This window comes from Enterobacter sp. fkY84-1, from assembly GCF_052974705.1.
On the sequence record NZ_CP169393.1, the window covers coordinates 4,352,470 to 4,378,674 of the forward strand.

The window sequence follows — 26,205 nt, forward strand, 5'->3', positions numbered from 1 at the left end:
TGGCATTTTGCCGTGTCAGCCCGTATAACTATCCCCTGATTTTTTCGACTCAACAGATGATAAAGCCATGATGAAAGATTCGCTCTGCCGCATTATTGCGGGTGAACTTCAGGCCAGAGCCGAACAGGTAGAAGCTGCCGTTCGCCTGCTTGATGAAGGGAACACCGTGCCGTTTATTGCACGCTATCGTAAGGAAGTCACCGGCGGTCTGGATGACACGCAGCTGCGTAACCTGGAAACCCGTCTCGGTTATCTGCGCGAACTGGAAGAACGTCGTCAGGCGATTCTCAAATCCATCGGCGAACAGGGCAAGCTGACCAGCGAACTGGAAAGCGCCATCAATGGCACCCTGAGCAAAACCGAACTCGAAGACCTCTATCTGCCGTACAAGCCGAAGCGCCGCACGCGCGGACAGATTGCAATTGAAGCGGGTCTTGAGCCGCTGGCCGACCTGTTGTGGAACGAGCCGTCCCACGATCCGGATACCGAAGCGGCGAAATTCATCGACGCCGACAAAGGCGTAGCGGACACCAAGGCCGCCCTCGACGGCGCACGCTACATTCTGATGGAGCGCTTCGCTGAAGATGCCGCCCTCCTCGCTAAAGTGCGTGATTATCTGTGGAAGAACGCCCACATCGTCTCTACCGTCGTCGCGGGTAAAGAGGAAGAAGGCGCGAAATTCCGCGACTACTTCGATCACCACGAACCGATTTCCACCACCCCTTCCCACCGCGCGCTGGCAATGTTCCGCGGCCGTAACGAAGGCGTGCTGCAGCTCTCCCTGAACGCCGACCCGCAGTTTGACGAGCCGCCGAAAGAGAGCCACTGCGAGCAGATCATCATCGACCATCTTGGCCTGCGCCTGAACAACGCCCCGGCTGACAGCTGGCGCAAAGGCGTGGTGAGCTGGACCTGGCGCATCAAGGTGCTGATGCACCTCGAAACCGAGCTGATGGGCACCGTGCGCGAACGCGCCGAAGATGAAGCCATCAACGTCTTCGCCCGCAACCTGCACGACCTGCTGATGGCCGCCCCTGCTGGCCTGCGCGCGACCATGGGTCTCGATCCGGGTCTGCGTACCGGTGTAAAAGTCGCTGTCGTTGACGGCACCGGCAAGCTGGTCGCCACCGACACCATCTATCCGCACACCGGCCAGGCAGCGAAAGCGGCCGTCGTGGTGGCGGCGCTGTGCGAAAAATACAACGTCGAACTTGTCGCCATCGGCAACGGTACGGCGTCCCGCGAAACCGAACGTTTCTATCTCGACGTGCAGAAGCAGTTCCCGAAAGTGACGGCGCAGAAAGTGATCGTCAGCGAGGCCGGGGCGTCCGTCTATTCTGCGTCCGAGCTGGCGGCCCAGGAGTTCCCGGACCTGGACGTTTCCCTGCGCGGTGCGGTCTCGATCGCTCGCCGCCTGCAGGATCCGCTGGCGGAACTGGTGAAGATCGATCCGAAATCGATCGGCGTGGGCCAGTATCAGCATGACGTGAGCCAGACTCAGCTGGCGCGCAAGCTGGACGCGGTGGTGGAAGACTGCGTAAACGCCGTTGGCGTTGACCTGAACACCGCCTCCGTCCCTCTGCTGACCCGCGTAGCGGGCTTAACCCGCATGATGGCGCAAAACATCGTCGCCTGGCGCGATGAGAACGGCCAGTTCCAGAACCGTCAGCAGCTGCTGAAGGTAAGCCGTCTGGGGCCAAAAGCGTTTGAGCAGTGCGCGGGCTTCCTGCGCATCAACCACGGCGATAACCCGCTCGATGCCTCCACCGTTCACCCGGAAGCGTACCCGGTGGTGGAACGCATCCTGGCCGCCACCCAGCAGGCGCTGAAGGATCTCATGGGCGACAGCAGCGCCCTGCGCAACCTGAAAGCCGTTGATTTCACTGACAACAAATTTGGTGTGCCAACCGTTACCGACATTATTAAAGAGCTGGAAAAACCGGGCCGCGATCCGCGTCCTGAGTTCAAAACGGCGACCTTTGCTGACGGTATCGAGACCATGAACGACCTGCTGCCAGGGATGGTGCTGGAAGGTGCGGTGACCAACGTCACCAACTTTGGCGCGTTTGTGGATATCGGCGTGCATCAGGATGGCCTGGTCCATATCTCATCCCTTGCCGACAAGTTCGTTGAAGACCCGCACACCGTGGTCAAAGCGGGCGACATCGTGAAGGTCAAAGTGCTGGAAGTGGATCTGCAGCGCAAGCGTATCGCCCTGACCATGCGTCTGGACGAGCAGCCGGGTGACACCAGCGCGCGCCGCGGCGGCAACGGCGGGGGCCGCGAGCAGCAGCGTCCGGCCGCGAAAGCCGCGAAGCCGCGTGGACGTGACGCCCAGCCTGCAGGCAACAGCGCGATGATGGATGCGCTGGCGGCCGCGATGGGTAAAAAACGCTAAGGTTGTACATGCCCGGTGGCGCTACGCTTACCGGGCCTACGGTTTTGTAGGCCGGGCAAACGCAGTGCCGCCCGGCAAGCAGGCCGCAGGGAATTAAAATAAATAGCGTGTAGCCATATTTAAACCACGAATTATCACCCCGTTAACAAATACCTCTCTTTTCGTTTTCCCGGCATTTCAGCAAATATTGAGCAAGGTCAAACAGGCCGTAAATTAATACCGTAAACAACATTCCGTCACAGTTTTAATATTGCTGATAAAAACTATTCTCATTATCATCGCATAGTAGATAATTTAACCTTTCGTGGAATCAGGCGTTATGCAATTCACTCCAGACAGTGCATGGAAGATTACCGGTTTTACCCGCGAAATTAGCCCGGCCTATCGGCAAAAGCTGCTGTCGCTTGGCATGCTGCCCGGCTCGTCATTCCAGGTCGTACGCGTGGCGCCGTTAGGCGATCCGGTTCATATCGAAACCCGACGCGTGAATCTGGTCCTGCGTAAAAAAGACCTCGCGTTAATAGAAGTCGAAGCCTTATCCCGATAACAAGCCAGCGGTTTCAGTGAGTCCAGAAAAATGAAAAAGTTAACTATTGGCTTAATTGGCAATCCTAATTCCGGCAAGACTACGCTTTTTAACCAGCTGACCGGGGCTCGCCAGCGCGTGGGCAACTGGGCGGGCGTAACGGTTGAGCGTAAAGAGGGCCAGTTCACGACGACAGACAACCAGGTGACGCTGGTTGACCTTCCCGGTACCTACTCCTTAACCACCATTTCGTCGCAAACTTCGCTCGATGAGCAAATAGCCTGTCACTACATTCTTGGCGGCGACGCGGATCTGCTGATCAACGTGGTCGATGCCTCGAACCTCGAGCGTAACCTCTATCTGACGCTGCAGCTGCTGGAGCTGGGTATCCCCTGCATCGTGGCGCTCAACATGCTCGACATCGCAGAGAAACAAAAGCTACGCATCGACGTTGATGCCCTCTCCGCGCGCCTCGGGTGCCCGGTCGTTCCGCTGGTCTCGACGCGCGCGCGCGGTATTGATGCGCTGAAGCTGGCCATTGACCGTCACGCGGGAAATCGCGACGTTGAGCTGGTGCACTACGCCCAGCCTCTCCTGCGCGAAGCCAACGTGCTGGCGCAGGAGATGGACAAAGCCATGCCTGCGAAACAGCGCCTGTGGCTTGGCCTGCAGATGCTGGAAGGGGATATTTACAGCCGCGCTTATGCCGGTCATGCGGCCGATAAGCTGGACGTGACGGTGGCCCGTCTTAGCGACGAGCTGGACGACCCGGCGCTGCACATCGCCGATGCCCGTTACCAGGCTATCGCCTCGATCTGCGACGTGGTCAGTAACGCGCTGACGGCGGAACCCAGCCGCTTTACGGCGGCGGTGGATAAGATTGTGCTCAACCGCTTCCTCGGTTTGCCCATCTTCCTGCTGGTGATGTACGTGATGTTCCTGCTCGCCATTAACATCGGTGGCGCGCTGCAGCCGATTTTTGACGCCGGTTCCGTCGCGGTCTTCGTGCACGGCATTCAGTGGGTGGGCTACACCCTGCACTTCCCGGAATGGCTCACCATCTTCCTCGCGCAGGGGATCGGCGGCGGTATCAATACCGTTCTACCGCTGGTGCCGCAGATCGGCATGATGTACCTGTTCCTCTCGTTCCTGGAAGATTCCGGCTACATGGCGCGCGCGGCGTTCGTGATGGATCGTCTGATGCAGGCGCTGGGCCTGCCGGGCAAATCCTTCGTCCCGCTGATCGTCGGCTTCGGCTGTAACGTGCCGTCGGTGATGGGCGCGCGCACGCTGGATGCACCGCGCGAGCGTCTGATGACCATCATGATGGCGCCGTTTATGTCCTGCGGTGCCCGACTGGCGATCTTTGCGGTCTTTGCGGCAGCCTTCTTTGGCCAGCAGGGCGCGCTGGCGGTCTTCTCGCTGTATGTCCTGGGCATCGTGATGGCGATCCTGACCGGCTTAATGCTGAAACACACCATCATGCGCGGTGAAGCGTCACCGTTCGTGATGGAGCTGCCGGTGTACCACGTCCCCCATCTGAAAAGCCTGGCGATCCAGACCTGGCAGCGCCTGAAAGGCTTCGTCCTGCGCGCTGGTAAGGTGATTGTCATCGTCAGCGTTTTCCTGAGCGCCCTGAACAGCTTTACCCTGAGTGGACAGGCAGCGGATAACATTAACGACTCTGCCCTCGCCTCCGTCAGCCGCGTCATCACGCCGGTCTTCAAACCAATTGGCGTGCATGAGGATAACTGGCAGGCAACCGTCGGGCTGTTTACCGGCGCGATGGCAAAAGAGGTGGTTGTCGGTACCCTGAACACGCTCTACACCGCCGAGAACATTCAGGAGCAGGAATTTAATCCGGCGGAGTTTCACCTCGGTGACGAACTGCTGGGTGCCGTAGAGGAAACCTGGCAGAGCCTGAAGGACACCTTCAGCCTGAGCGTGCTGGCGAACCCGATTGAGGCGAGCAAAGGCGACGGCGAGATGGCGACCGGTGCCATGGGCGTGATGGGCGAGAAGTTTGGCAGCGCGTCCGCGGCCTACAGCTACCTCATCTTCGTTCTGCTCTATATTCCATGCATCTCCGTGATGGGGGCGATTGCCCGCGAGTCCAGCCGCGGCTGGATGGGCTTCTCCATCCTCTGGGGATTAAACATCGCGTATTCGCTGGCGACGCTGTTTTATCAAACCGTCAATTTCAGCCAGCACCCGCGCTACAGCCTGGTCTGCATTCTCGCGGTTGTGCTGTTTAACGTGATCGTTCTCGGCCTGCTGCGGCGGGCACGCAGTCGCGTCGACATCGACCTGCTGGCAAACCGTAAAACCGCGGCGACCTGCTGCAACAGCCCGGCAGGCGACTGTCACTAAGGAGCACACCCCATGGCATCGTTGATTCAGGTTCGTGACCTGCTGGCACTGCAGGGGCGAATGGAGGCGAAACAGCTGAGCCTCAGCCTGCATACGCCGCAGCCGATGATCGACGCCATGCTGGAAAGACTGGAAGCCATGGGGAAAGCGGTGCGCATTCAGGAAGAGCCGGACGGTTGTCTGTCCGGCAGCTGTAAACATTGCCCGGAAGGAAAAGCCTGCCTCAGGGAGTGGTGGGCACTGCGCGAATAAAGGCGGACAGCGCCGAACAAAACTCGCCAGGATGTGAGATAAATGGCGCGTGTGCCGCTTTAGCGACCACCATTGATTGGCTTTCCGGCCACAGGTTATCCAGCAGTGGAACCACCTTACGCGGAACCAGTCCGTCCAGATAGCCATACATACGCAGGTGCGGAAGCGCCAGCGACGCCAGCGGTTCACGCAGATCGATCGTCTTGAGTATCTCAAGCCCCCCGTTAAGCACCTCAACGTCAGGCATCGGCAGCGACAGCACGGTCTGCTTCAGCGTGCGCGCGTCCTGACGCGCGGTTTCTGTACCCATCGTCTGCAGCGCGAGAAAACGCTCCACCGTCCGCTGGAAATCGTCGCTTAGCTGCTGCTGGAATCCTGCCAGCACTTCAGGCTTGATCCCCGGCCACGCGTCCTGCGCGCTAAAGCAGGGTGACGAGGCAACGGTAACCAGCGCGCTCACGCGCCCGGGGTTATCCAACGCAATCTTGCTTGCCACCAGCCCGCCCAGGCTCCAGCCCAGCCAGACAGCGTTTTGCGGCGCGGCGTCCAGAACCTGCTGCGCCATCTCATCAAGCGACATCGCGCCAAAGCCGCGGCTGCGGCCATAACCCGGCAAATCCACCAGATGCAGCGTAAATTGCGAGGCAAGTTCCTCGCTTACGCAACGCCACACCTCAGCATTCAGTCCCCATCCGTGCAGCAGCACAAGATGGCAATTTCCCGTTCCGACGGTCTGCCACCACAGCGTCTTCATCAGTTACTGTTCTCTTTTTCACATGGAGGTTGCACATGCTAACAGTACCTGGGTTGTGCTGGCTATGCCGAATGCCGCTGGCACTCAGCAGGTGGGGCATCTGCTCCGTCTGTACGCGATCGCTGCAATGGCGTATCGGGATCTGTCCACAATGTGGTTTACCGGCCACAAATCCCTCTTTGCCCTGTGGCCGGTGCCTGAAAAAATCCCCGCCGTGGAGCGCGCTGGTGGCGGTGGATGATTATGTTCCGCCGCTGAGCAGGCTGATTCACGCGCTGAAGTTTTCCGGTCAAAGTTCCCTGGCACAGCCCCTTGCGCGACTGCTACTGCTGGCGGTTTTGCAGGCGCGGCGCCACCGCGCATTGCCGAAAATCGACAGGGTGGTGAATGTCCCCCTCTACCGACGCCGCCACTGGCGACGCGGTTACAATCAGAGCGACCTGATCTGCCGTCCCCTCGCCCGGTGGCTTGGCTGTCAGTATGATGCCCGCACGCTGACACGTGTTCATGCCACCGCCATCCAGCATCAGCTCAGCGCCCGGCTTCGCAAAAGAAACCTCAAAAATGCCTTTCGCCTTGAATTGCCGGTCGACGGTCTCCATATCGCGATTGTGGATGATGTCGTCACCACAGGCAGTACCGTTGCTGAACTTTCCCGACTGCTTTTGCAAAGCGGCGCCGCGTCGGTTCAGGTATGGTGTCTGTGCCGTACCTTGTAGCCCTTCTTCAATGGGCGTATGATTATACCCAGGTAATTTAGTCAACTATTAGGCCAAAGCTATGATCCGTATTTCCGATTCTGCACAAGCGCACTTTGCCAAACTGCTGGCAAATCAGGAAGAAGGGACGCAGATCCGTGTGTTTGTGATCAATCCAGGCACGCCGAATGCAGAATGTGGTGTTTCTTATTGTCCTCCGGACGCCGTGGAAGCCACCGACACTGCCCTTAAATTTGAACAGCTCACCGCCTATGTTGATGAGCTGAGCGCACCGTATCTTGAAGATGCGGAGATCGACTTCGTCACCGATCAGCTGGGTTCTCAGCTGACCCTGAAAGCGCCGAACGCGAAAATGCGTAAAGTGTCTGACGATGCTCCGCTGATGGAGCGCGTTGAGTATCTGCTGCAATCCCAGATTAACCCGCAGCTGGCTGGCCATGGCGGTCGTGTTTCCCTGATGGAAATCACCGACGAAGGTTTTGCCATTCTGCAGTTTGGCGGCGGCTGTAACGGCTGTTCAATGGTCGATGTCACCCTGAAAGAAGGGATCGAGAAGCAGCTGCTGAACGAGTTCCCGGAACTGAAAGGCGTGCGTGACCTGACCGAACACCAGCGCGGCGAGCACTCTTACTACTGATTCATTGCCCGTCTGTATTGCCCGGTGGCGCTGCGCTTACCGGGCCTACAAAACCCTGCTCCCCCTCTTCACTCCCCTCTATATGTTGACCTGCGTCTCATAATTCACATTTTGCCTTCCAGGGTGATTCTCAATCACGCCATGTTACCCGTATCATTCCCATGGGCACTAAGCACACTCATAACAGCCGACTAAACTTAATCGTTTAAAAGGCATCAGTATTAGTGCCGTTACTTCTCTGTTCCCAGTTGGGACAACCGGAATTTGTCGTTGAAACAATGACGTTACCCATAACAATTCAAAGGCCAGGTAAATCATGCCATTAGTCATCGTTGCTATCGGTGTTGTGTTATTACTGCTCTTGATGATCCGCTTCAAAATGAACGGATTTATCGCTCTGGTTCTGGTGGCACTTGCAGTCGGTCTGATGCAGGGGATGCCGCTGGTTAAAGTTATCAGCTCGATTAAAGCCGGTGTCGGCGGCACGCTCGGCAGCCTGGCGCTGATCATGGGCTTCGGCGCCATGCTCGGTAAAATGCTGGCGGACTGCGGTGGCGCCCAGCGTATTGCCACCACGCTTATCGACAAATTTGGTAAGAAGAACATTCAGTGGGCAGTGGTGTTAACCGGCTTTACCGTTGGTTTCGCGCTGTTCTATGAAGTAGGCTTCGTGCTGATGCTGCCGCTGGTGTTCACCATTGCGGCTGCCGCGAGCATCCCGCTGCTGTATGTCGGTGTGCCAATGGCCGCGGCGCTGTCCGTGACCCACGGCTTCCTGCCGCCGCACCCGGGCCCAACCGCTATCGCGACCATCTTCCACGCCGACATGGGTAAAACCCTGCTGTTCGGTACGATTCTGGCGATCCCAACGGTGATTCTGGCAGGCCCGGTTTATGCCCGCTTCCTGAAAGGCATTGATAAGCCGATTCCGGAAGGTCTGTACAGCGCCAAAACCTTCACCGAAGAAGAGATGCCTGGCTTTGGCGTCAGCGTCTGGACCTCTCTGGTACCGGTGATCCTGATGGCGATGCGCGCCGTGGCAGAGATGGTTCTGCCAAAAGGTCATGCGTTCCTGTCCGTTGCAGAATTCCTGGGTGACCCGGTGATGGCAACGCTGATTGCCGTGCTGATCGCGATGTTCACTTTCGGTCTGAACCGCGGCCGCTCCATGGATCAGATCAACGACACGCTGACCTCTTCCATCAAAATCATTGCCATGATGCTGCTGATCATCGGCGGTGGCGGTGCGTTCAAACAGGTTCTGGTCGACAGCGGCGTGGACAAATACATCGCTGCCATGATGCATGAAACCAACGTGTCGCCGCTCCTGATGGCCTGGTCTATTGCCGCGGTTCTGCGTATTGCGCTGGGTTCTGCGACCGTTGCAGCGATCACCGCAGGCGGCATCGTTGCGCCGCTGATTGCCACCACGGGCGTGAGCCCTGAGCTGATGGTTATCGCCGTCGGTTCCGGTAGCGTGATTTTCTCTCACGTAAACGATCCGGGCTTCTGGCTGTTCAAGGAGTACTTCAACCTGACGATCGGTGAAACCATCAAGTCCTGGTCCGCGCTGGAAACCATTATTTCGGTGTGCGGTCTGGTCGGGGTGCTGCTGCTGAATAAGGTGGTCTGATGCCCTAAGTCGGGTGGCGGCTACGCCTTACCCGACCTACATGAGCACCACCTGATAATAAAAAACCCGCCACTGGCGGGTTTTTTATTACTTCTTACCAGCAGCTTTTCGCCGCTTATCCAAATCCTTGATCAGCCTGTTCACCCCGTCATCGGCAAACATCGCCTCAAGCGTGGTGGACAGCTTACGACGCCAGTTCTTGTACTGATAGCTGGTACCCGGAATGTTCACCGGCTCCGCCATATCAATCCAGTCTTCCGGCTGCAGGCCCAGCAGGGCACTGTTGCTGTCGGCAATATAGCGCTGCAAACCGCGGTTGAGTGTCGCAGTCATCGCCATCAGCGACGCTTTATGCCCGGCACGCTTCGGCAGACAGCCATGCTTATGCAGCGCATCCAGCAGCCCCTGTTTGGAGAGCTCGCGATCCTGATAAAGACCGCGTAACACCTCTTCGTCAGGATACAGGCCCAGCGTTTTGCCAAGGGTCAGATCGCCGCTTTCCCAATAGCCACGAAGCGTAGGAAGGTCATGCGTCGTCGCGACTGCCATTGACTGTTCAGGGTACGCTTGCGGCGCGCGGAAGGTTTTCTCATGGTCGTTTTCAAAATAGAGCACTTTATAGGAGTAGACGCCGCTGTCGCGGAGCTTGCTGACAATCTCCACCGGCACGGTACCGAGATCTTCACCGATCACCATGCACTGGTGACGCTTGCTTTCCAGGGCCAGGATCGACAGCAGATCGTCAACCGGATACTGCACGTACGCCCCGTGATCCGCCGTTTCACCGTACGGGATCCACCACAGGCGCAGCACGGACATCACGTGGTCGATACGCAGCGCCCCGCAGTTCTGCATGTTCGCGCGCAGCAGGTCGATAAACGGCTCGTAGGCGCGCGCCGCCATGACGTGCGGGTCCATCGGCGGTAAGCCCCAGTTCTGGCCGAGCGGCCCCAGGATATCCGGTGGCGCGCCGACGGAGGCCTTCAGGCAGTAGAGTTCACGGTCGCACCAGGTTTCCGCGCCGCCCTCTGCCACACCGACGGCCAGATCGCGGTACAGGCCAATCGGCATTTTATAGCCCTGGCTCACCTGCCAGCAGGCGGCAAACTGGCTGTACGCCAGCCACTGCAGCCACAGGTAGAAGTCCACTTCATCAGCATATTTTTTACAGAACGCTTTCACTTCCGGCGTGTCGACGGATTGATACGCTTCAGGCCAGACCGGCCAGCCCCAGCGCATTTCGTCCTCTTTCACCTGATACGCGTGCAGCGCATCGAACGCCGCCTGCCAGTACAGGCTCTCGCCCTCCTGCGTCACGAACTGGCGGAACGCCGCCATCTGCTCGTCATCGCGCTGCGAAAAGCCTTTCCACGCCAGACGCAGCGCGGCCATTTTCAGCGCCGTGACGGTGGAATAGTCCACCCAGTCGGCTTCGCGCGCCTGCTTCAGCGCCTGCTGCGTGGTACTGAGTTTCCACCAGGCCTGCGCCTCTTTGCTGTTTTTGAAGTCATCTAAGGCGTTAACGTCGATATAAATCACGTTCAGCCAGCGACGGGAGGACGGGCTGTACGGGCTGGCGCTCTCCGGGTTGGCCGGATAGAGGGCGTGGATCGGGTTGAGGCCGATGAACTCGCCGCCGCGCTCGCCCACGGATGCCAGCATGTTCTTCAGATCGCCAAAATCACCGATCCCCCAGTTGCTGTCGGAGCGCAGCGTATAGAGCTGCACGCAGGCGCCCCACAGCTTTTTCCCTTCGAGCAGCGCCTGCGGCTCGTAGCAGCGTTTTGGCGCGACGATCACCCGGCAGTGGAAACGCCGATCGTCCTGGGTGAGCGTCAGGGTGTGGTAGCCCTCCGGCAGCTTCGCCGGAAGGTTAAGGGTTTTGCCGCCGGTGGCGTGGCCTTTGTGCTGATGCCCCTCTTCGGTCGTGAGCAGCCAGCTAAACTCGCCGCGCCCTTCCACCGCGAGCGGCATCTTTTTACCTGCGGTGAATACCTTCACGTTCGGCACCGGCGCAGCCGACGCTTTCGCGTCGGTTTTGTGCATGGCATCCAGCAAACGTCTTTTGGTGTCGGCGCCAATAGACTGTGGTTTGCCGTGAGCATTAATGTAACTGAGGCTAATTCCCGCCGCCTGCGCGGCACTGTCCAGACGTTTACTCTCCATCGCGCTTCCTTAGCGTTTTGCCTGCCAGATACGGGCCTGATAATCACGGATTGAGCGGTCAGAGCTGAACATACCGCAGCGGGCGGTGTTCAGAATGCACGCCCGGGTCCACGCTTCCTGGTCGCGATACAGCACGTCGACCTGTTTTTGCGCTTCAACGTAGGCCGTGAAGTCCGCCATGACCAGATACGGGTCACCGCCGTGTTTGTCCATGCTGTGCAGCATCTGGTCAAACGCGTGCTTGTCGCCGTCGCTGTATTTGCCGCTCTCCAGCTCCTTCAGCACCGCGTCAAGCACTTTGTCTTTCTTACGCCATTTCACCGGGTCGTAGCCTTTGGCCTTGATGGCTTTCACCTCTTCCACGGTATGACCGAAGATAAAGATATTCTCTTCGCCCACCTTCTCGGCGATTTCGACGTTCGCCCCGTCCAGCGTGCCGACGGTCAGCGCGCCGTTCAGCGCCAGCTTCATGTTGCCGGTACCGGAGGCTTCTTTTCCTGCGGTTGAGATCTGCTCGGAGATATCCGCCGCCGGGATCAGCATTTCAGCCGCCGAGACGCAGTAATCCGGCAGGAACACCACCTTCAGCTTGTCGCCCACGTTCGGATCGCTGTTGATCGCCGTCGCCACTTTATTGATGGCGAGGATGATGTTTTTCGCCAGATAGTAGCCCGGCGCCGCCTTCGCGCCGAACAGGAACACGCGCGGCACGCGGTCAGCCTGCGGGTTCTCGCGGATCTCTTTGTACAGCGCCAGAATGTGCAGCAGGTTCAGGTGCTGACGTTTGTACTCGTGCAGGCGTTTGATCTGGATATCGAAAATCGCATTCGGGTTGATCTCAATCCCGGTGCGCGCTTTCACGAACGCCGCCAGGCGAACTTTGTTCTCCAGCTTGATCGCGCGGTACTGTTCGCGGAATTTCGCGTCGTCAGCGTATTTTTCCAGGTTGATGAGCTGGTCCAGATCGTTGGCCCACTCTTTCTTGAGGGTCTTGTCCAGCAGGCCAGCCAGCAGCGGGTTGCACTGCTTGATCCAGCGACGCGGCGTAATGCCGTTGGTCACGTTGTGGAATTTGGTCGGCCACAGCTGGTGGTATTCCGGGAACAGATCTTTGACCACCAGATCCGAGTGCAGCGCCGCCACGCCGTTCACCGCAAAGCCGCTCACTACGCACATGTTCGCCATGCGTACCTGCTTATCGTGAACCACCGCCAGCTTCGCCCAGACCGCTTTGTTGCCCGGCCAGGTTTTATCCACCAGGGTTTTAAACTGGTCGTTAATCTTGTTGATGATCTGCATGTGGCGCGGCAGCAGCGCTTTCACCAGCTTCTCATCCCAGCACTCAAGCGCTTCTGGCATCAGGGTGTGGTTGGTGTAGGCAAAGGTACGGCTGGTGATGGACCAGGCGTCGTCCCAGCTCAGCTGATGCTCGTCAATCAGCACGCGCAGCAGTTCCGGGATGGCAATGGTCGGGTGCGTGTCGTTGAGCTGAATGACTTCGAAGTCCGGCAGCTGCGCCAGCTTGCGGCCCGCCAAGTGATGGCGACGCAGAATGTCCGCCACGGAGCAGGCGCACTGGAAGTACTGCTGCATCAGGCGCAGCTTTTTACCGGCCAGGTGGTTGTCGTTCGGGTAGAGGACTTTGGTCAGCTTCTCGGCGTCGATGCCCTGCTGCTCGGCACGCAGGAAATCGCCGTCGTTAAATTTGGTCAGGTTAAACGGATGGGCGTGCTTCGCCTGCCACAGACGCAGCGGCTGCGCCACGCCGTTACGGTAGCCAAGCACCGGCAGATCCCAGGCTTCGCCGGTAATGGTGAACGCAGGTTCCCAGAGGCCTTGCTTCGTCACTTTCCCGCCAATGCCAACCTGCACGTCCAGCTGCGCGTTATGGCGGAACCACGGGTAGGTATTGCGATGCCAGTCGTCCGGCGCTTCCATCTGATGGCCGTCAGCGAAGGACTGACGGAACAGGCCGTACTGGTAGTTCAGACCGTAACCAATCGCCGACTGGCCGACGGTCGCCATGGAATCCAGGAAACAGGCCGCCAGACGACCCAGGCCACCGTTGCCCAGCGCCGGGTCAATCTCTTCTTCCAGCAGATCGGTCAGGTTAATGTCGTGTTCTTTAAGAACGTCACCAACCTCCTGATACCAGCCGAGGTTCAACAGGTTGTTGCCCGTCAGACGGCCAATCAGGAACTCCATTGAAATGTAGTTTACATGGCGCTGCCCGTTTGCCGGTTTTGCCAGAGGTTGAGCATCCAGCTGCTCTGCGAGCGCACCGCTCACTGCCTGCCACCACTGGTGAGGCGTCATCTCGTTTGCAGCATGAAGGCCAAAACGCTGCCACTGACGCGTCAGGGCAGCCTGGAATTGAGCTTTGTTGAAGGTAGGCTGTGACATAGGGGATCGGCATCCTTTAGAAAGAAAACACAAGTTGGCGCTAGTGTGCCTGGCTCATTTCACCTCTTCCTCCTCCCGTAGGGGATTAGACAGGGAGGAGTAGCGGGGATGAGCAGAAAAGTGTGATCAAGGCCACTCTCAGAGCATAGTTCGAGTGTGCCCGGAAGATAAAAAAGTAACCGAGGAGAATGTCAAAGAAATGAAATGCAGTTTCGGATGAAATTAAACCCTGCCGAAATAATTACTTACCTGGAATAATATTTTTGCAACAGGATGTCATGACGATGAAAGGTATTATTCTCGCTGAACTTTACCCACACTTTATTAAATTTGACGTCACTATCCCTTCCTGAAACCAGTTTCAGCCCAGCCGCAGCACAACCATACAAGCCAGCATTGACGCGGCATTAAAGCCCTTTCCAGAAAGTTCCATCATCTGCCTGAATGTTTTGTGACAGAGTGCAAATTCAGAGCCACCAAATCCAGACATAACTTGCAATAGTTCTCTTTCTGACCGACCTTATATCGTATTAATTACGAAGCGCAAAAAAAATAAAATCTCTCGTTCCCCACAGTGAAGTGAAACCTATGTTGATTCCGTCTAAATTAAGTCGCCCGGTTCGTCTTGACCATACAGTGGTCCGCGAGCGTCTGTTGGCTAAACTTTCCGGCGCGCATAATTTCCGACTGGCGCTGGTTACGAGCCCTGCAGGTTATGGAAAAACAACGCTCATCTCGCAATGGGCCGCAGGTAAGAGCGATCTTGGCTGGTACTCCCTTGATGAGGGCGATAACCAGCAAGAACGTTTTGCCAGCTATCTGATTGCCGCCATACAGCAAGCCACCCATGGACACTGCGTCGCCAGTGAGGTGATGGTGCAAAAGCGCCAGTACGCCAGCCTGTCCTCCCTTTTCTCTCAGCTGTTTATCGAACTGGCTGAATGGCATCGCCCGCTTTACGTGGTGATTGATGATTACCATCTCATCACTAACCCGGTGATTCATGAATCGATGCGTTTCTTCCTGCGCCATCAGCCGGAAAACCTGACGTTAGTGGTGCTGTCACGCAACCTGCCGCAGTTGGGTATTGCCAACCTGCGCGTGCGCGATCAGCTTCTGGAAGTGGGTAGCCAACAGCTTGCTTTTACCCACCAGGAAGCGAAACAGTTCTTCGACTGCCGCCTGAACTCACCGATTGAGGCCGCCGAAAGCAGCCGTCTGTGTGATGACGTCGCGGGCTGGGCAACGGCGCTGCAGCTGATTGCCCTCTCTGCCCGGCAAAACAACAGTCCGGCACACCAGTCAGCGCGCCGTCTGGCCGGCATCAACGCCAGCCACCTCTCTGATTACCTGGTGGATGAGGTGCTGGACAGCGTCGATCCCTCGACGCGTAATTTCCTGCTGAAAAGCTCGCTGCTGCGCTCCATGAACGATGCGCTGATCGTGCGGGTGACGGGCTGTGAAAACGGTCAGCTTCAGCTCGAAGAGATTGAACGTCAGGGCCTTTTCCTGACGCGCATGGACGATCCCGGCGAGTGGTTTAGCTATCATCCGCTGTTTGGTAGCTTCCTGCGCCAGCGCTGTCAGTGGGAGCTGGCGGTTGAACTGCCGGAGATCCACCGCGCCGCTGCCGAAAGCTGGATGGCACAGGGCTTCCCAAGCGAGGCCATCCACCACGCGCTCGCCGCCGGGGATGCCAGCATGCTGCGCGATATCCTCCTCAATCACGCGTGGGGCCTGTTTAACCACAGCGAGCTGACCCTGCTGGAAGAGTCACTCAAAGCCCTGCCGTGGGAAAGCCTGCTCGAGAATCCGCGTCTGGTGCTGCTGCAGGCCTGGCTGATGCAGAGCCAGCATCGCTACAGCGAAGTGAACACCCTGCTGGCGCGCGCCGAGCAGGAGATGGAAAGCGAGATGGATACCACCCTGCACGGCGAGTTCAACGCGTTGCGCGCTCAGGTGGCCATTAACGACGGCGATCCGGACGAAGCGGAACGGCTGGCGATGGTCGCGCTGGATGAACTGCCGCTGGCCAACTTCTACAGCCGCATCGTGGCGACCTCCGTACACGGCGAAGTGCTGCACTGCAAAGGCGATCTCACGCGCTCGCTTTCACTGATGCAGCAAACCGAACAGATGGCGCGTCGTCATGATGTCTGGCACTACGCGCTGTGGAGCCTGATCCAGCAGAGCGAGATTTTATTCGCGCAGGGGTTCCTGCAGGCCGCCTGGGAAAACCAGGAGAAAGCGTTCCAGCTGATTCGCGAGCAGCATCTGGAACAGCTGCCGATGCACGAGTTCCTGCTGCGTATTCGCGCTCAATTACTGTGGGCATGGTCGCGTCTGGATGAAGCAGAAAGCTGCGCCCGCCAGGGTGTGGATGTTCTTTCCAGTTTCCAGCCTCAGCAGCAGCTGCAGTGCCTGGCGCTGCTGGTGCAGTGCTCGCTGGCGCGCGGCGATCTCGATAACGCCCGCAACCATCTTAACCGCCTGGAAAACCTGCTCGGCAACGGCCAGTATCATAGCGACTGGGTGTCAAACGCCGACAAGGTCCGGGTGATTTACTGGCAGATGACCGGCGATAAAAAATCCGCCGCCAACTGGCTGCGTCAGACGCCAAAACCGGAATTTGCCAACAACCACTTCCTGCAGAGCCAGTGGCGCAACATTGCCCGCGCGCAGATCCTGCTCGGTGAATTAGAGCCCGCTGAGATTGTGCTGGAAGAGCTGAACGAGAACGCGCGCAGCCTGCGCCTGATGAGCGACCTGAACCGCAACCTGCTGCTGCAAAATCAGCTCTACTGGCAGGCGGGCCGTAAAAACGATGCCCAGCGCGTGCTGCTGGAGGCGCTACAGCTGGCAAACCGCACCGGGTTTATCAGCCACTTTGTGATTGAAGGGGAAGTGATGGCGCAGCAGCTGCGCCAGCTTATTCAGCTCAACACGCTGCCGGAGCTGGATCAGCATCGCGCCCAGCGTATTCTGCGCGAGATTAACCAGCATCATCGGCACAAGTTCGCGCATTTCGATGAGAACTTCGTTGAACGTCTGCTAAACCACCCGGAAGTGCCGGAGCTTATCCGCACCAGCCCGCTCACCCAGCGCGAATGGCAGGTTCTGGGGCTGATTTATTCAGGCTACAGCAACGAGCAGATTGCCGGCGAGCTGGCGGTGGCGGCGACCACCATCAAAACGCATATCCGCAACCTGTACCAGAAGCTGGGCGTGGCGCATCGTCAGGATGCGGTACAGCATGCACAGCAGCTGTTAAAGATGATGGGGTACGGAGTGTAATTCATTGCCCGGCGGCGCTACGCTTGCACGGGCCTACGGGTGTTGTAGGTCGGGTAAGCGCAGCGCCACCCGACACAACCGTTAGCACAGTTCCAGCTGCAAATTATTATCTTTAATTACCTGCATCACGCCCGCTGGCGGCATCACGTCGGTATAGACCGCATCCACCATGCTGATGCTGCCCATGTTCACCATCGCGTTACGGCCAAACTTCGAGTGATCCACCACCAGCATCACGTGGCGTGAGTTTTCAATGATCGCGCGCTTGGTGCGCACCTCGTGGTAATCAAACTCCAGCAGCGAACCGTCGCTGTCGATGCCGCTGATGCCCAGAATGCCGAAGTCGAGGCGGAACTGAGAGATAAAGTCGAGGGTCGCTTCACCGATAATCCCGCCGTCGCGGCTGCGTAGCTCGCCGCCAGCGAGGATGATGCGGAAATCGTCTTTTTGCATCAGGGTATTGGCGACGTTCAGGTTGTTGGTGACCACGCGCAGGTTCTCGTGATCCAGCAGCGCATGGGCGACCGCTTCCGGCGTGGTGCCGATATCAATAAACAGCGTCGCCCCGTTCGGGATCTGACTGGCGACCTTGCGGGCAATGCGCTCTTTCTCCGCCGTCTGCGTCGCTTTTCGGTCGTGCCAGGAGGTGTTGACCGAGCTGGACGGCAGCGCCGCGCCGCCGTGGTGGCGAAGAATACGGTTCTGATCGGCCAGGTCGTTCAGGTCACGACGGATGGTTTGTGGGCTGACGGCAAACTGCTCCACCAGCTCTTCGGTGCTGACGTATCCCTGTTTTTTTACCAGTTCGATAATGGCGTCATGACGTTGTGTTTGTTTCATCAATTATCCCTGAGAATTATGTTCGTTTTCGCGCATGGAGCGTGTCGGCAATGGCCATCGCCAGCCCCACGGCCAGCCCGGCGACGTGCGCACCGTTGGCGATAGACATACCAAACAGATCAAACCATCCGGCAATTAGCCATATTAACGCAAAGGTTATCAATCCGCGTTGCAGATAGATGCCGCTTTGCGGATCGCGCTCCCCGCGAAGCCAGACGTAGCCCATCAGGGCATAGACGACACCCGACAGCCCGCCAAACCACGGGCCGCTGAACTTGTGCTGTACGTAGCCGCTCAACAGGGCGCTGATGATGGTGATAACGATCAGCTTGCCGCTGCCCAGACGCTTTTCAACGGCACCGCCGAGATACCACCACCAGAGCAGGTTAAAGAGGATATGCATCACCGAGAAGTGCATCAGCGCGTGGCTAAAGTAGCGCCATACGTCAAACTCAAGCGACGGATCATAGGGCCACGCCAGGGCAATCATCACGCTCTGGTCGCCGACCACGTTCATGATAATAAAGACGATGATGCAGGCCGCCATCAGCAGCAGCGTAAACGGGCCCGCGCGCTCGCGAAGGGTGGCGAGGAAGGGAAAGCGGCTGTAGTGCAATCCGCTGCCGGTCTGGCCGGATTGCCAGCTGGCCGCGAGATAGCGCGGGTCGCCAGGGTTCTCAAGAAAACGCGCCAGCTCCTCGTTTACCCGCCCGGCCTGGCTCTCATCGGCCAGCCAGACGTCGGTCTGCGTATGTTGCTGAATAGTGAGAATAACGCCCTGCGTCGCCATATAGTCGACAAACGCCTGGGCGACGCGCGGGTTGGTAAAAGAGGTGATCATCAACATGGGCAGCGGTCGCTTATTTCCACACAAAAGGGGACAGTATAGCGGGATCAGCGCTCAAACGCGTATTCCACTTCCGCCGGGAAATGACGATGCCAGGCATCGAAACCGCCGTCGACGCTGTAAACCGCGTCGTAACCCTGCTGAAGCAGATACTGCGCCGCGCCTTTGCTGCTGTTGCCGTGGTAGCACATGACCATCACCGGCGTGTCGAAGTCGTTATCGCGCATAAACGCGCCCAGCGTGTCGTTGGTAAGATGAAACGCGCCCGGCGTATGGCCCATCGCAAAACTCTGCGGATCGCGGATGTCCACCAGCACCGCTTTTCCCTGGTGCATCTTCTGGTGGGCTTCTTCTACGTTAATACATTCAAACTGATCCATGGTGTTCTCTTAACAGTGGTCAACGACAAGATTTTACCCCGTAGTTTACGTCCTGGCGGCGGGTAAACGCCATTATGTTATCCATATCACTCTAAATTGTTTTTTTGATGTTACCAAAAGCGCGTTCCTTTGCTATTATGAGCGATATCGAACATTTCTGAGCTTTAACGAAAGTGCATGAGGGTGTTATGGAAACCAAAGATCTGATTGTGATAGGCGGTGGCATCAACGGTGCCGGTATTGCGGTCGATGCCGCAGGACGCGGTTTATCCGTACTGATGCTGGAAGCTAACGATCTCGCCTGCGCGACGTCGTCCGCCAGCTCCAAACTGATTCACGGTGGCCTGCGCTACCTGGAACACTACGAATTCCGCCTGGTCAGCGAAGCGCTGGCCGAACGTGAAGTGCTGCTGAAAATGGCCCCGCATCTGGCGATTCCGATGCGCTTCCGCCTGCCCCATCGCCCGCATCTGCGTCCGGCGTGGATGATCCGCATTGGTCTGTTTATGTACGATCATCTGGGTAAACGCACCAGCCTCCCGGGTTCGAAAGGGTTGCGTTTTGGCTCAGAATCGGTCCTTAAGCCAGAAATCGTGCGCGGATTCGAATATTCCGACTGCTGGGTGGACGATGCGCGCCTGGTGCTGGCGAACGCGCAGATGGTTGAGAAGAAAGGCGGCGAGGTGAAAACCCGCACCCGCGCGACTTCTGCCCGCCGTGAAAACGGCCTGTGGATTGTCGAGGCGGAAGATATCGATACCGGCGAGAAGTTCAGCTGGAAAGCGCGCGGCCTGGTGAACGCTACCGGCCCATGGGTGAAGCAGTTCTTCGACGACGGCATGCATCTGCCTTCGCCGTACGGCATCCGCCTGATCAAGGGCAGCCACATTGTGGTGCCGCGCGTGCATACCCAGAAGCAGGCTTACATCCTGCAGAACGAAGACAAGCGCATCGTGTTCGTCATCCCGTGGATGGACGAATTCTCGATCATCGGTACCACCGACGTGGAGTACAAAGGCGATCCGAAGAACGTCGAGATCGACGAGAGCGAAGTGAACTACCTGCTCAAAGTGTATAACGCGCACTTTAAGAAACAGCTGTCGCGCGACGACGTGGTCTGGACCTACTCCGGCGTGCGTCCGCTGTGCGATGACGAGTCTGACTCACCGCAGGCCATCACCCGCGACTATACGCTCGATATTCACGACGTTGACGGTCAGGCGCCGCTGCTGTCCGTGTTTGGCGGCAAGCTCACCACCTACCGCAAGCTGGCCGAGCACGCGCTGGAAAAACTGGCGCCGTACTATAAAGGCATTGGCCCGGCATGGACCAAAGGCGCGGTACTGCCCGGCGGTGATATCGGCGATAACCGCGATGATTACGCCGCGAAGCTGCGCCGTCGCTTCCCGTTCATCACCGAAGGGATGGCGCGCCACTATGCCCGCACCTACGGCAGCAATACCGAGCTGATCCTGGGTGATGCAAAAGAGATTGTCGATCTGGGCGAGCATTTCGGCCACGAGCTGTACGAAGCCGAGCTGCGTTATCTGGTTGAGCACGAGTGGGTGCGTCGTCTGGATGATGCTATCTGGCGCCGTACCAAAGAAGGGATGTGGCTCAACGCCGAACAGCAGTCTCGCGTGGCGCAGTGGTTGCTGCAACATGCGGCGAAACGTGAGCTGTCGCTGGCGTCTTGATGCAAAAAAACGCCCGGTGGCGCTACGCTTACCGGGCCTACGGGATCAAGTAGGCCGGGTAAGGCGAAGCCGCCACCCGGCTTTGTTTTTACAACCTCACCGGATCAATATGCCAGATCGTCTCGGCATACTCCTTGATGGTCCTGTCTGACGAGAAATAGCCCATATTGGCGATGTTGTACATCGCGGCGCTGGTCCACTTCTCAGGCTGGCGATACAGTTCGTCCACCTTATCCTGACAGTCGACGTAGCTGCGGTAATCCGCCAGCACCTGGTAGTGATCGCCAAAGTTAATCAGCGAATCCACCAGATCGCGGTAGCGGCTCGGTTCATCAGGGCTAAACACGCCGGTTGCAATCTGCGTCAGTACCTGACGCAACTCTTCATCCTCTTCGTAATACTGACGGGGCGAGTAGCCTTTCCTGCGCAGCGCCTCTACCTCTTCCGTCGTATTACCGAAGATAAAGATATTCTCTTCGCCCACGTGCTCCAGCATCTCGACGTTCGCCCCGTCCAGCGTGCCGATGGTCAGCGCGCCGTTAAGGGCAAACTTCATGTTACTGGTGCCGGACGCCTCCGTGCCCGCCGTAGAAATCTGCTCAGAAAGATCCGCTGCCGGGATGATCAGCTGCGCCAGGCTGACGCTGTAGTTCGGAATGAACACCACCTTCAGCTTGTCGCCAATGTCCGGATCCTGGTTAACCACCTTCGCCACGTCGTTGATGAGATGAATAATGTGCTTCGCCATGTAATAGGCCGACGCCGCCTTACCGGCGAAGATCTTCACGCGCGGCACCCATTCGGCCGTCGGATCGGCCTTGATGCGGTTGTAATGGGTGATCACGTGCAGCACGTTCATCAGCTGACGCTTGTATTCATGGATGCGTTTGATCTGTACGTCGAACAGCGCTTTCGGGTTTGCCACCACGTTGAGGTGCATCGCCAGCCAGACCGCCAGACGTTTTTTGTTCAGCAGCTTGGCTTCGCGCACGGCTTTGTTCACCGTCGGGAAATCAATATGCTGTTCCAGCTCGCTCAACTGGCTCAAATCGGTACGCCAGGTGCGGCCAATATTCTCGTCCAGTACCTCAGAGAGCGGCTGGTTGGCCAGCGCCAGCCAGCGCCGCGGGGTGACGCCGTTGGTCACGTTGCAGAACCGCGTCGGGAAGATCTTCGCGAAGTCCGCAAACAGCGACTGCACCATCAGGTTCGAGTGGAGCTCGGACACGCCGTTGACCTTGTGGCTGATGACAACCGCCAGCCAGGCCATGCGCACGCGACGACCGTTCGACTCATCAATGATGGACGCGCGGCTCAGCAGGCCGGTATCGTTCGGATACTGCTCCTGCAGCGTCTTGAGGAAGTAGTCGTTAATCTCAAAGATAATCTGCAGATGGCGCGGCAGGATTTTGCCAAGCATGTCCACCGGCCACGTCTCCAGCGCTTCGCTCATCAGCGTGTGGTTGGTGTACGAGAACACCTGGCAGGTCACCTCAAAGGCGTCGTCCCAGCTGAACTTATGCTCGTCGATCAGCAGGCGCATCAGCTCCGGAATAGAGAGCACCGGGTGGGTGTCATTAAGGTGGATCGCGGTTTTTTCCGCCAGGTTGGCGTAGGTTTTGTGCAGCTGATGGTGGCGGCTGAGGATGTCCTGAATGGTCGCCGAAACGAGGAAATACTCCTGACGCAGGCGCAGCTCGCGGCCTGAGTAGGTCGAGTCATCCGGGTACAGCACGCGGGATACGTTCTCGGAGTGGTTTTTATCCTCCACCGCCGCGAAGTAGTCACCCTGGTTAAATTTACCGAGGTTAATTTCGCTACTGGCCTGAGCGCTCCACAGGCGCAGCGTGTTGGTGGCATCGGTGTCGTAGCCGGGGATGATCTGGTCGTAGGCCACAGCCAGGATCTCTTCCGTTTCCACCCAGCGGGATTTTTTTCCTTCCTGCTGAATACGCCCGCCAAAGCGCACCTTGTAGCGCGTGTTGTGGCGCTTGAACTCCCACGGGTTGCCGTACTCCAGCCAGTAGTCCGGGGACTCTTTCTGACGCCCGTCGACGATGTTTTGCTTGAACATGCCGTAATCGTAGCGAATACCGTAGCCGCGGCCCGGCAGCGCCAGCGTCGCCAGCGAGTCGAGGAAGCAGGCGGCAAGACGTCCCAGACCGCCGTTACCGAGGCCCGGGTCGTTCTCTTCGTCGATCAGTTCTTCTAAATCTAACCCCATCTCTTCCAGTGCGGTTTTGACGTCGTCATAAATACCGAGCGACAACAGCGCATTGGACAGCGTGCGGCCAATCAAAAATTCCATCGACAGATAGTAAACCTGACGCGTCTCCTGCGAGAGCTGGGCGCGGTTTGAGCGCAGCCAGCGTTCAACTAAGCGGTCGCGCACCGCAAACAGGGTGGCGTTCAGCCACTCGTGCTTGTTGGCAATAACCGGATCTTTTCCGATGGTGAACATCAGCTTGTAGGCGATGGAGTGCTTTAACGCCTCAACGCTGAGCGTGGGTGAAGAGTAGCTAAATGGAGCGTTCATATCAGTAACTTCGCCTCGTTACATCAAGCGTTGATAGAGATCGCGGTATGACTGCGCCGCAACGTGCCAGCTAAAGTCCATGGACATCGCCTGGCGTTGGACGTAGCGCCACAGCGATGGACGGGACCACAAGACGAAAGCACGCCGAATCGCCCGAAGCAGCGACCAGGCATTACTGTCCTCAAAGACAAACCCGCTGGCGATACCGTCCGCCAGGTTTTCCAGTGAGCTATCCGATACCGTATCCGCCAGTCCGCCCGTGCGGCGCACCAGCGGCAGGGTGCCGTATTTCAGGCCGTAAAGCTGCGTCAGGCCGCAGGGTTCGAAACGGCTCGGCACCAGGATGACGTCCGCGCCGCCCATAATGCGGTGCGAAAACGCCTCGTGGTAGCCAATCTGAACGCCCACCTGCCCCGGATGTTCCGCGGCGGCGGCAAGGAAACCTTCCTGCAATACCGGGTCGCCCGCGCCGAGCAGCGCCAGCTGCCCGCCCTGCTCCAGTAAACCGGGCAACGCCTCCAGCACCAGATCCAGCCCTTTCTGGCTGGTCAGGCGGCTTACGACGGCGAACAGCGGCACTTTGTCGTTAACCTTCAGGCCCATCGCAATCTGGAGCTGGCGTTTGTTTTCCGCTTTGTCTTCCACGGAATCACGGCCATAGCGCGCCGCCAGCAGGAGATCGGTTTCCGGGCTCCAGATCTGTTCATCCACGCCGTTCAGAATGCCCGACAGGCGGCCTTCGCGGTGGCGCTGCTGCAGCAACCCTTCCATGCCGTAGCCAAATGCCGGCTGGGTGATCTCACGCGCGTAGGTTGGGCTCACCGCCGTGATGTGATCGGCGTAGTACAGCCCCGCCTTCAGGAACGAGATCTGCCCGTTAAACTCCAGACCGTGCATGTTAAAGAACGACCATGGCAGATCGATGTCATTCATGTGATGGGCGTAGTACATCCCCTGATAGGCCAGGTTATGCACGGTAAAGACCGATTTCGCCGGGTGGCCGCGCGCCGCGAGATACGCCGGAGCAAGCCCGGCGTGCCAGTCGTGCGCATGCACCACATCCGGACGCCAGAACGGATCCAGCCCCGTCGCCATTTCTGCTCCAACCCAGCCGAGGAGCGCAAAGCGCAGCACGTTGTCGGTATAGGCGAACAGGTTCGTATCGTGATACGGGCTGCCCGGGCGATCGTATAAATGCGGCGCGTCGATCAGGTAAATCCCTACGCCATTATAATGTCCAAACAGCAGGGTAATGCGTCCGGCAAACGTTTCACGGCGGGTCACCACTTTTGCATCAGGTATACCGCGCCGGATATCCGGAAAGGCGGGCAGCAGGACTCGGGTATCCACGCCTCCGGCGATTTGCGCCGCCGGTAATGCGCCAAGCACATCTGCCAGACCGCCCGTTTTTAATAACGGGAACATCTCAGAACATACGTGTAAAACCTGCATCATCGCTCCTGTTTGATTTGCAGCTTCCGCAACATTTCCCGTGTGACTAACACGATCCCCTCTTCCGAACGGTAGAAACGACGCGCGTCTTCTTCCGCATTCTCCCCAATGACCATCCCTTCAGGGATGACGCAGGCACGGTCGATCACGCAACGACGCAGACGACACGAGCGCCCTACCCAGACGTCCGGCAACAAGACTGCCGAATCGATATTACAGAATGAATTTATCCGCACGCGCGGGAACAGCACCGACTGCACCACGACCGAACCGGAGATGATGCACCCGCCGGACACCAGCGAGTTCAGCGTCATACCGTGGCTACCGGAGCGGTCCTGCACGAATTTGGCTGGCGGCAGCGACTCCATATGGGTACGAATCGGCCAGTTCTGGTCGTACATATCCAGTTCAGGCGTGACCGATGCCAGATCGAGGTTCGCTTTCCAGTACGCTTCCAGCGTGCCCACATCGCGCCAGTACGGTTCCGCATTCGGGTCGGACTGCACGCAGGACAGCGGGAAAGGATGTGCATACGCCATGCCAGCTTTGGTGATTTTCGGAATGATGTCTTTACCGAAGTCGTGGCTTGAGTTTTCGTCTTTGTCGTCTTCTTCCAGCAGCTCATAAAGATAATCTGCGTCAAAGACATAGATCCCCATGCTGGCGAGCGATTTGGTGTCATCGCCCGGCATGGTTGGCGGGTTCGCCGGTTTTTCAACGAAGTCGATAATTTTGTCGTCGGCATCCACGTGCATGACGCCAAACGCCGTCGCTTCAGCAACGGGCACAGGCAGACACGCCACGGTGCAGCGCGCCCCTTTTTCGACGTGGTCGATCAGCATGTGGGAGTAATCTTGCTTGTAGATGTGGTCCCCGGCGAGGATCACAATGTATTCCGCGTTATAGCGACGAATGATGTCGAGGTTCTGGGTCACCGCATCCGCCGTTCCGCGATACCAGTTCTCGCCGTGAACGCGCTGCTGCGCAGGAAGGAGATCGACAAATTCGTTCATCTCTTCGCTGAAGAATGACCAGCCGCGCTGAATATGCTGCACCAGGGTGTGCGACTGATACTGCGTGATGACGCCAATGCGGCGAATGCCCGAGTTCAGGCAGTTGGAGAGCGCAAAGTCGATAATACGGAACTTACCACCAAAGTGAACGGCCGGCTTGGCGCGCTTGATGGTCAAATCTTTCAGACGGGTACCACGCCCGCCCGCAAGTATCAGGGCAACCGTTTTTAATGGTAGCTGGCGTGCCAACATTAAGGGATCGTTCTTCTCTAATCTAACCATGACTAA

General features: G+C 58.0%; 18 protein-coding genes. 9 read left to right on the plus strand and 9 right to left on the minus strand.

Annotation, left to right across the window (positions count from 1 at the left end; genetic code table 11):
- The first annotated feature begins 67 nt into the window (after positions 1-67).
- From ACEPLT_RS20900 to feoC, 4 genes are all read left to right on the plus strand, one after another.
- Positions 68-2,398 carry a Tex family protein gene (locus ACEPLT_RS20900; protein ID WP_232929190.1) on the plus strand — a complete coding sequence of 777 codons (2,331 nt, stop codon included), beginning with the start codon at positions 68-70 and terminating at the stop codon, positions 2,396-2,398.
- Positions 2,399-2,717: 319 nt separating this feature from the next.
- Positions 2,718-2,945, plus strand: coding sequence for a ferrous iron transporter A (gene feoA / locus ACEPLT_RS20905; protein WP_008503050.1), 228 nt, complete (start codon positions 2,718-2,720; stop codon positions 2,943-2,945).
- A 30-nt stretch (positions 2,946-2,975) separates the two neighbouring features.
- Positions 2,976-5,294 carry a Fe(2+) transporter permease subunit FeoB gene (gene feoB, locus ACEPLT_RS20910; protein ID WP_021242189.1) on the plus strand — a complete coding sequence of 773 codons (2,319 nt, stop codon included), beginning with the start codon at positions 2,976-2,978 and terminating at the stop codon, positions 5,292-5,294.
- A 12-nt stretch (positions 5,295-5,306) separates the two neighbouring features.
- Positions 5,307-5,546: a [Fe-S]-dependent transcriptional repressor FeoC gene (gene feoC / locus ACEPLT_RS20915; protein ID WP_008503052.1), complete on the plus strand. Its 240-nt coding sequence runs from the start codon at positions 5,307-5,309 to the stop codon at positions 5,544-5,546.
- Here the strand turns inward: feoC and bioH are convergent.
- Positions 5,518-6,300 carry a pimeloyl-ACP methyl ester esterase BioH gene (bioH, locus tag ACEPLT_RS20920; protein ID WP_008503053.1) on the minus strand — a complete coding sequence of 261 codons (783 nt, stop codon included), beginning with the start codon at positions 6,298-6,300 and terminating at the stop codon, positions 5,518-5,520. The two genes, feoC and bioH, sit on opposite strands and share 29 nt — an antisense overlap.
- A gap of 35 nt (positions 6,301-6,335) precedes the next feature.
- Here bioH and gntX point away from each other — a divergent pair, with 35 nt between their 5' ends.
- The 3 genes from gntX to gntT all read left to right on the plus strand — a co-directional run bounded on the left by gntX (position 6,336) and on the right by gntT (position 9,289).
- Positions 6,336-7,019 (plus strand): DNA utilization protein GntX, encoded by a 684-nt coding sequence (gene gntX / locus ACEPLT_RS20925; protein WP_128301786.1) that lies wholly within the window; start codon positions 6,336-6,338, stop codon positions 7,017-7,019.
- Between the two features lie 61 nt (positions 7,020-7,080).
- On the plus strand, positions 7,081-7,656 hold the full coding sequence (gene nfuA / locus ACEPLT_RS20930; protein WP_008503055.1) for a Fe-S biogenesis protein NfuA: 576 nt from the start codon (positions 7,081-7,083) through the stop codon (positions 7,654-7,656).
- 316 nt (positions 7,657-7,972) lie between these two features.
- Positions 7,973-9,289 (plus strand): gluconate transporter, encoded by a 1,317-nt coding sequence (gene gntT / locus ACEPLT_RS20935; RefSeq protein ID WP_232929189.1) that lies wholly within the window; start codon positions 7,973-7,975, stop codon positions 9,287-9,289.
- An 87-nt stretch (positions 9,290-9,376) separates the two neighbouring features.
- Here the strand turns inward: gntT and malQ are convergent, their stop codons facing one another.
- Together malQ and malP are read right to left on the minus strand one after the other, a co-directional pair.
- Complete coding sequence (gene malQ, locus ACEPLT_RS20940) at positions 9,377-11,455, minus strand: 4-alpha-glucanotransferase (protein ID WP_232929187.1); 2,079 nt, start codon at positions 11,453-11,455, stop codon at positions 9,377-9,379.
- A 9-nt stretch (positions 11,456-11,464) separates the two neighbouring features.
- Complete coding sequence (gene malP / locus ACEPLT_RS20945; RefSeq protein ID WP_232929186.1) at positions 11,465-13,858, minus strand: maltodextrin phosphorylase; 2,394 nt, start codon at positions 13,856-13,858, stop codon at positions 11,465-11,467.
- A 588-nt stretch (positions 13,859-14,446) separates the two neighbouring features.
- Between malP and malT the strand changes: the two genes are divergently transcribed.
- Complete coding sequence (malT, locus tag ACEPLT_RS20950) at positions 14,447-17,152, plus strand: HTH-type transcriptional regulator MalT (RefSeq protein WP_008503059.1); 2,706 nt, start codon at positions 14,447-14,449, stop codon at positions 17,150-17,152.
- Positions 17,153-17,233: 81 nt separating this feature from the next.
- Here the strand turns inward: malT and ACEPLT_RS20955 are convergent, their stop codons facing one another.
- From ACEPLT_RS20955 to glpE, 3 genes are read right to left on the minus strand one after another with little or no spacing between them, the layout of a single operon-like run.
- A complete protein-coding gene (locus ACEPLT_RS20955) occupies positions 17,234-17,992 on the minus strand; it encodes a DeoR/GlpR family transcriptional regulator (RefSeq protein ID WP_008503060.1) in 759 nt (252 codons plus the stop codon).
- Positions 17,993-18,008: 16 nt separating this feature from the next.
- Positions 18,009-18,839: a rhomboid family intramembrane serine protease GlpG gene (gene glpG / locus ACEPLT_RS20960; RefSeq protein WP_063453584.1), complete on the minus strand. Its 831-nt coding sequence runs from the start codon at positions 18,837-18,839 to the stop codon at positions 18,009-18,011.
- A 47-nt stretch (positions 18,840-18,886) separates the two neighbouring features.
- The gene (glpE, locus tag ACEPLT_RS20965; protein ID WP_008503062.1) at positions 18,887-19,219 is read right to left on the minus strand and encodes a thiosulfate sulfurtransferase GlpE; all 333 of its coding nucleotides are present in this window, start codon (positions 19,217-19,219) and stop codon (positions 18,887-18,889) included.
- A 188-nt stretch (positions 19,220-19,407) separates the two neighbouring features.
- Between glpE and glpD the strand changes: the two genes are divergently transcribed.
- The gene (glpD, locus tag ACEPLT_RS20970; RefSeq protein WP_063616670.1) at positions 19,408-20,916 is read left to right on the plus strand and encodes a glycerol-3-phosphate dehydrogenase; all 1,509 of its coding nucleotides are present in this window, start codon (positions 19,408-19,410) and stop codon (positions 20,914-20,916) included.
- Positions 20,917-21,004: 88 nt separating this feature from the next.
- Here the strand turns inward: glpD and glgP are convergent, their stop codons facing one another.
- Genes glgP through glgC form a run of 3 tightly spaced genes read right to left on the minus strand, consistent with a single transcriptional unit; the run spans position 21,005 to position 26,199 of the window.
- Positions 21,005-23,452 (minus strand): glycogen phosphorylase, encoded by a 2,448-nt coding sequence (gene glgP / locus ACEPLT_RS20975; protein WP_008503064.1) that lies wholly within the window; start codon positions 23,450-23,452, stop codon positions 21,005-21,007.
- 18 nt (positions 23,453-23,470) lie between these two features.
- The gene (glgA, locus tag ACEPLT_RS20980) at positions 23,471-24,904 is read right to left on the minus strand and encodes a glycogen synthase GlgA (protein WP_008503065.1); all 1,434 of its coding nucleotides are present in this window, start codon (positions 24,902-24,904) and stop codon (positions 23,471-23,473) included.
- The gene (gene glgC / locus ACEPLT_RS20985; RefSeq protein ID WP_008503066.1) at positions 24,904-26,199 is read right to left on the minus strand and encodes a glucose-1-phosphate adenylyltransferase; all 1,296 of its coding nucleotides are present in this window, start codon (positions 26,197-26,199) and stop codon (positions 24,904-24,906) included. Before glgC ends, glgA begins: the two co-directional genes overlap by 1 nt.
- Between the last annotated feature and the right edge of the window lie 6 nt (positions 26,200-26,205).

Bases quoted from the DNA above. Each gene is read 5' to 3' on its own strand.
- ACEPLT_RS20900 (WP_232929190.1), top strand. From the start codon at position 68: ATGATGAAAGATTCGCTCTGCCGCATTATTGCGGGTGAACTTCAGGCC.
- feoA (WP_008503050.1), top strand. From the start codon at position 2,718: ATGCAATTCACTCCAGACAGTGCATGGAAGATTACCGGTTTTACCCGC.
- feoB (WP_021242189.1), top strand. From the start codon at position 2,976: ATGAAAAAGTTAACTATTGGCTTAATTGGCAATCCTAATTCCGGCAAG.
- feoC (WP_008503052.1), top strand. From the start codon at position 5,307: ATGGCATCGTTGATTCAGGTTCGTGACCTGCTGGCACTGCAGGGGCGA.
- bioH (WP_008503053.1), bottom strand. From the start codon at position 6,300: ATGAAGACGCTGTGGTGGCAGACCGTCGGAACGGGAAATTGCCATCTT.
- gntX (WP_128301786.1), top strand. From the start codon at position 6,336: ATGCTAACAGTACCTGGGTTGTGCTGGCTATGCCGAATGCCGCTGGCA.
- nfuA (WP_008503055.1), top strand. From the start codon at position 7,081: ATGATCCGTATTTCCGATTCTGCACAAGCGCACTTTGCCAAACTGCTG.
- gntT (WP_232929189.1), top strand. From the start codon at position 7,973: ATGCCATTAGTCATCGTTGCTATCGGTGTTGTGTTATTACTGCTCTTG.
- malQ (WP_232929187.1), bottom strand. From the start codon at position 11,455: ATGGAGAGTAAACGTCTGGACAGTGCCGCGCAGGCGGCGGGAATTAGC.
- malP (WP_232929186.1), bottom strand. From the start codon at position 13,858: ATGTCACAGCCTACCTTCAACAAAGCTCAATTCCAGGCTGCCCTGACG.
- malT (WP_008503059.1), top strand. From the start codon at position 14,447: ATGTTGATTCCGTCTAAATTAAGTCGCCCGGTTCGTCTTGACCATACA.
- ACEPLT_RS20955 (WP_008503060.1), bottom strand. From the start codon at position 17,992: ATGAAACAAACACAACGTCATGACGCCATTATCGAACTGGTAAAAAAA.
- glpG (WP_063453584.1), bottom strand. From the start codon at position 18,839: ATGTTGATGATCACCTCTTTTACCAACCCGCGCGTCGCCCAGGCGTTT.
- glpE (WP_008503062.1), bottom strand. From the start codon at position 19,219: ATGGATCAGTTTGAATGTATTAACGTAGAAGAAGCCCACCAGAAGATG.
- glpD (WP_063616670.1), top strand. From the start codon at position 19,408: ATGGAAACCAAAGATCTGATTGTGATAGGCGGTGGCATCAACGGTGCC.
- glgP (WP_008503064.1), bottom strand. From the start codon at position 23,452: ATGAACGCTCCATTTAGCTACTCTTCACCCACGCTCAGCGTTGAGGCG.
- glgA (WP_008503065.1), bottom strand. From the start codon at position 24,904: ATGCAGGTTTTACACGTATGTTCTGAGATGTTCCCGTTATTAAAAACG.
- glgC (WP_008503066.1), bottom strand. From the start codon at position 26,199: ATGGTTAGATTAGAGAAGAACGATCCCTTAATGTTGGCACGCCAGCTA.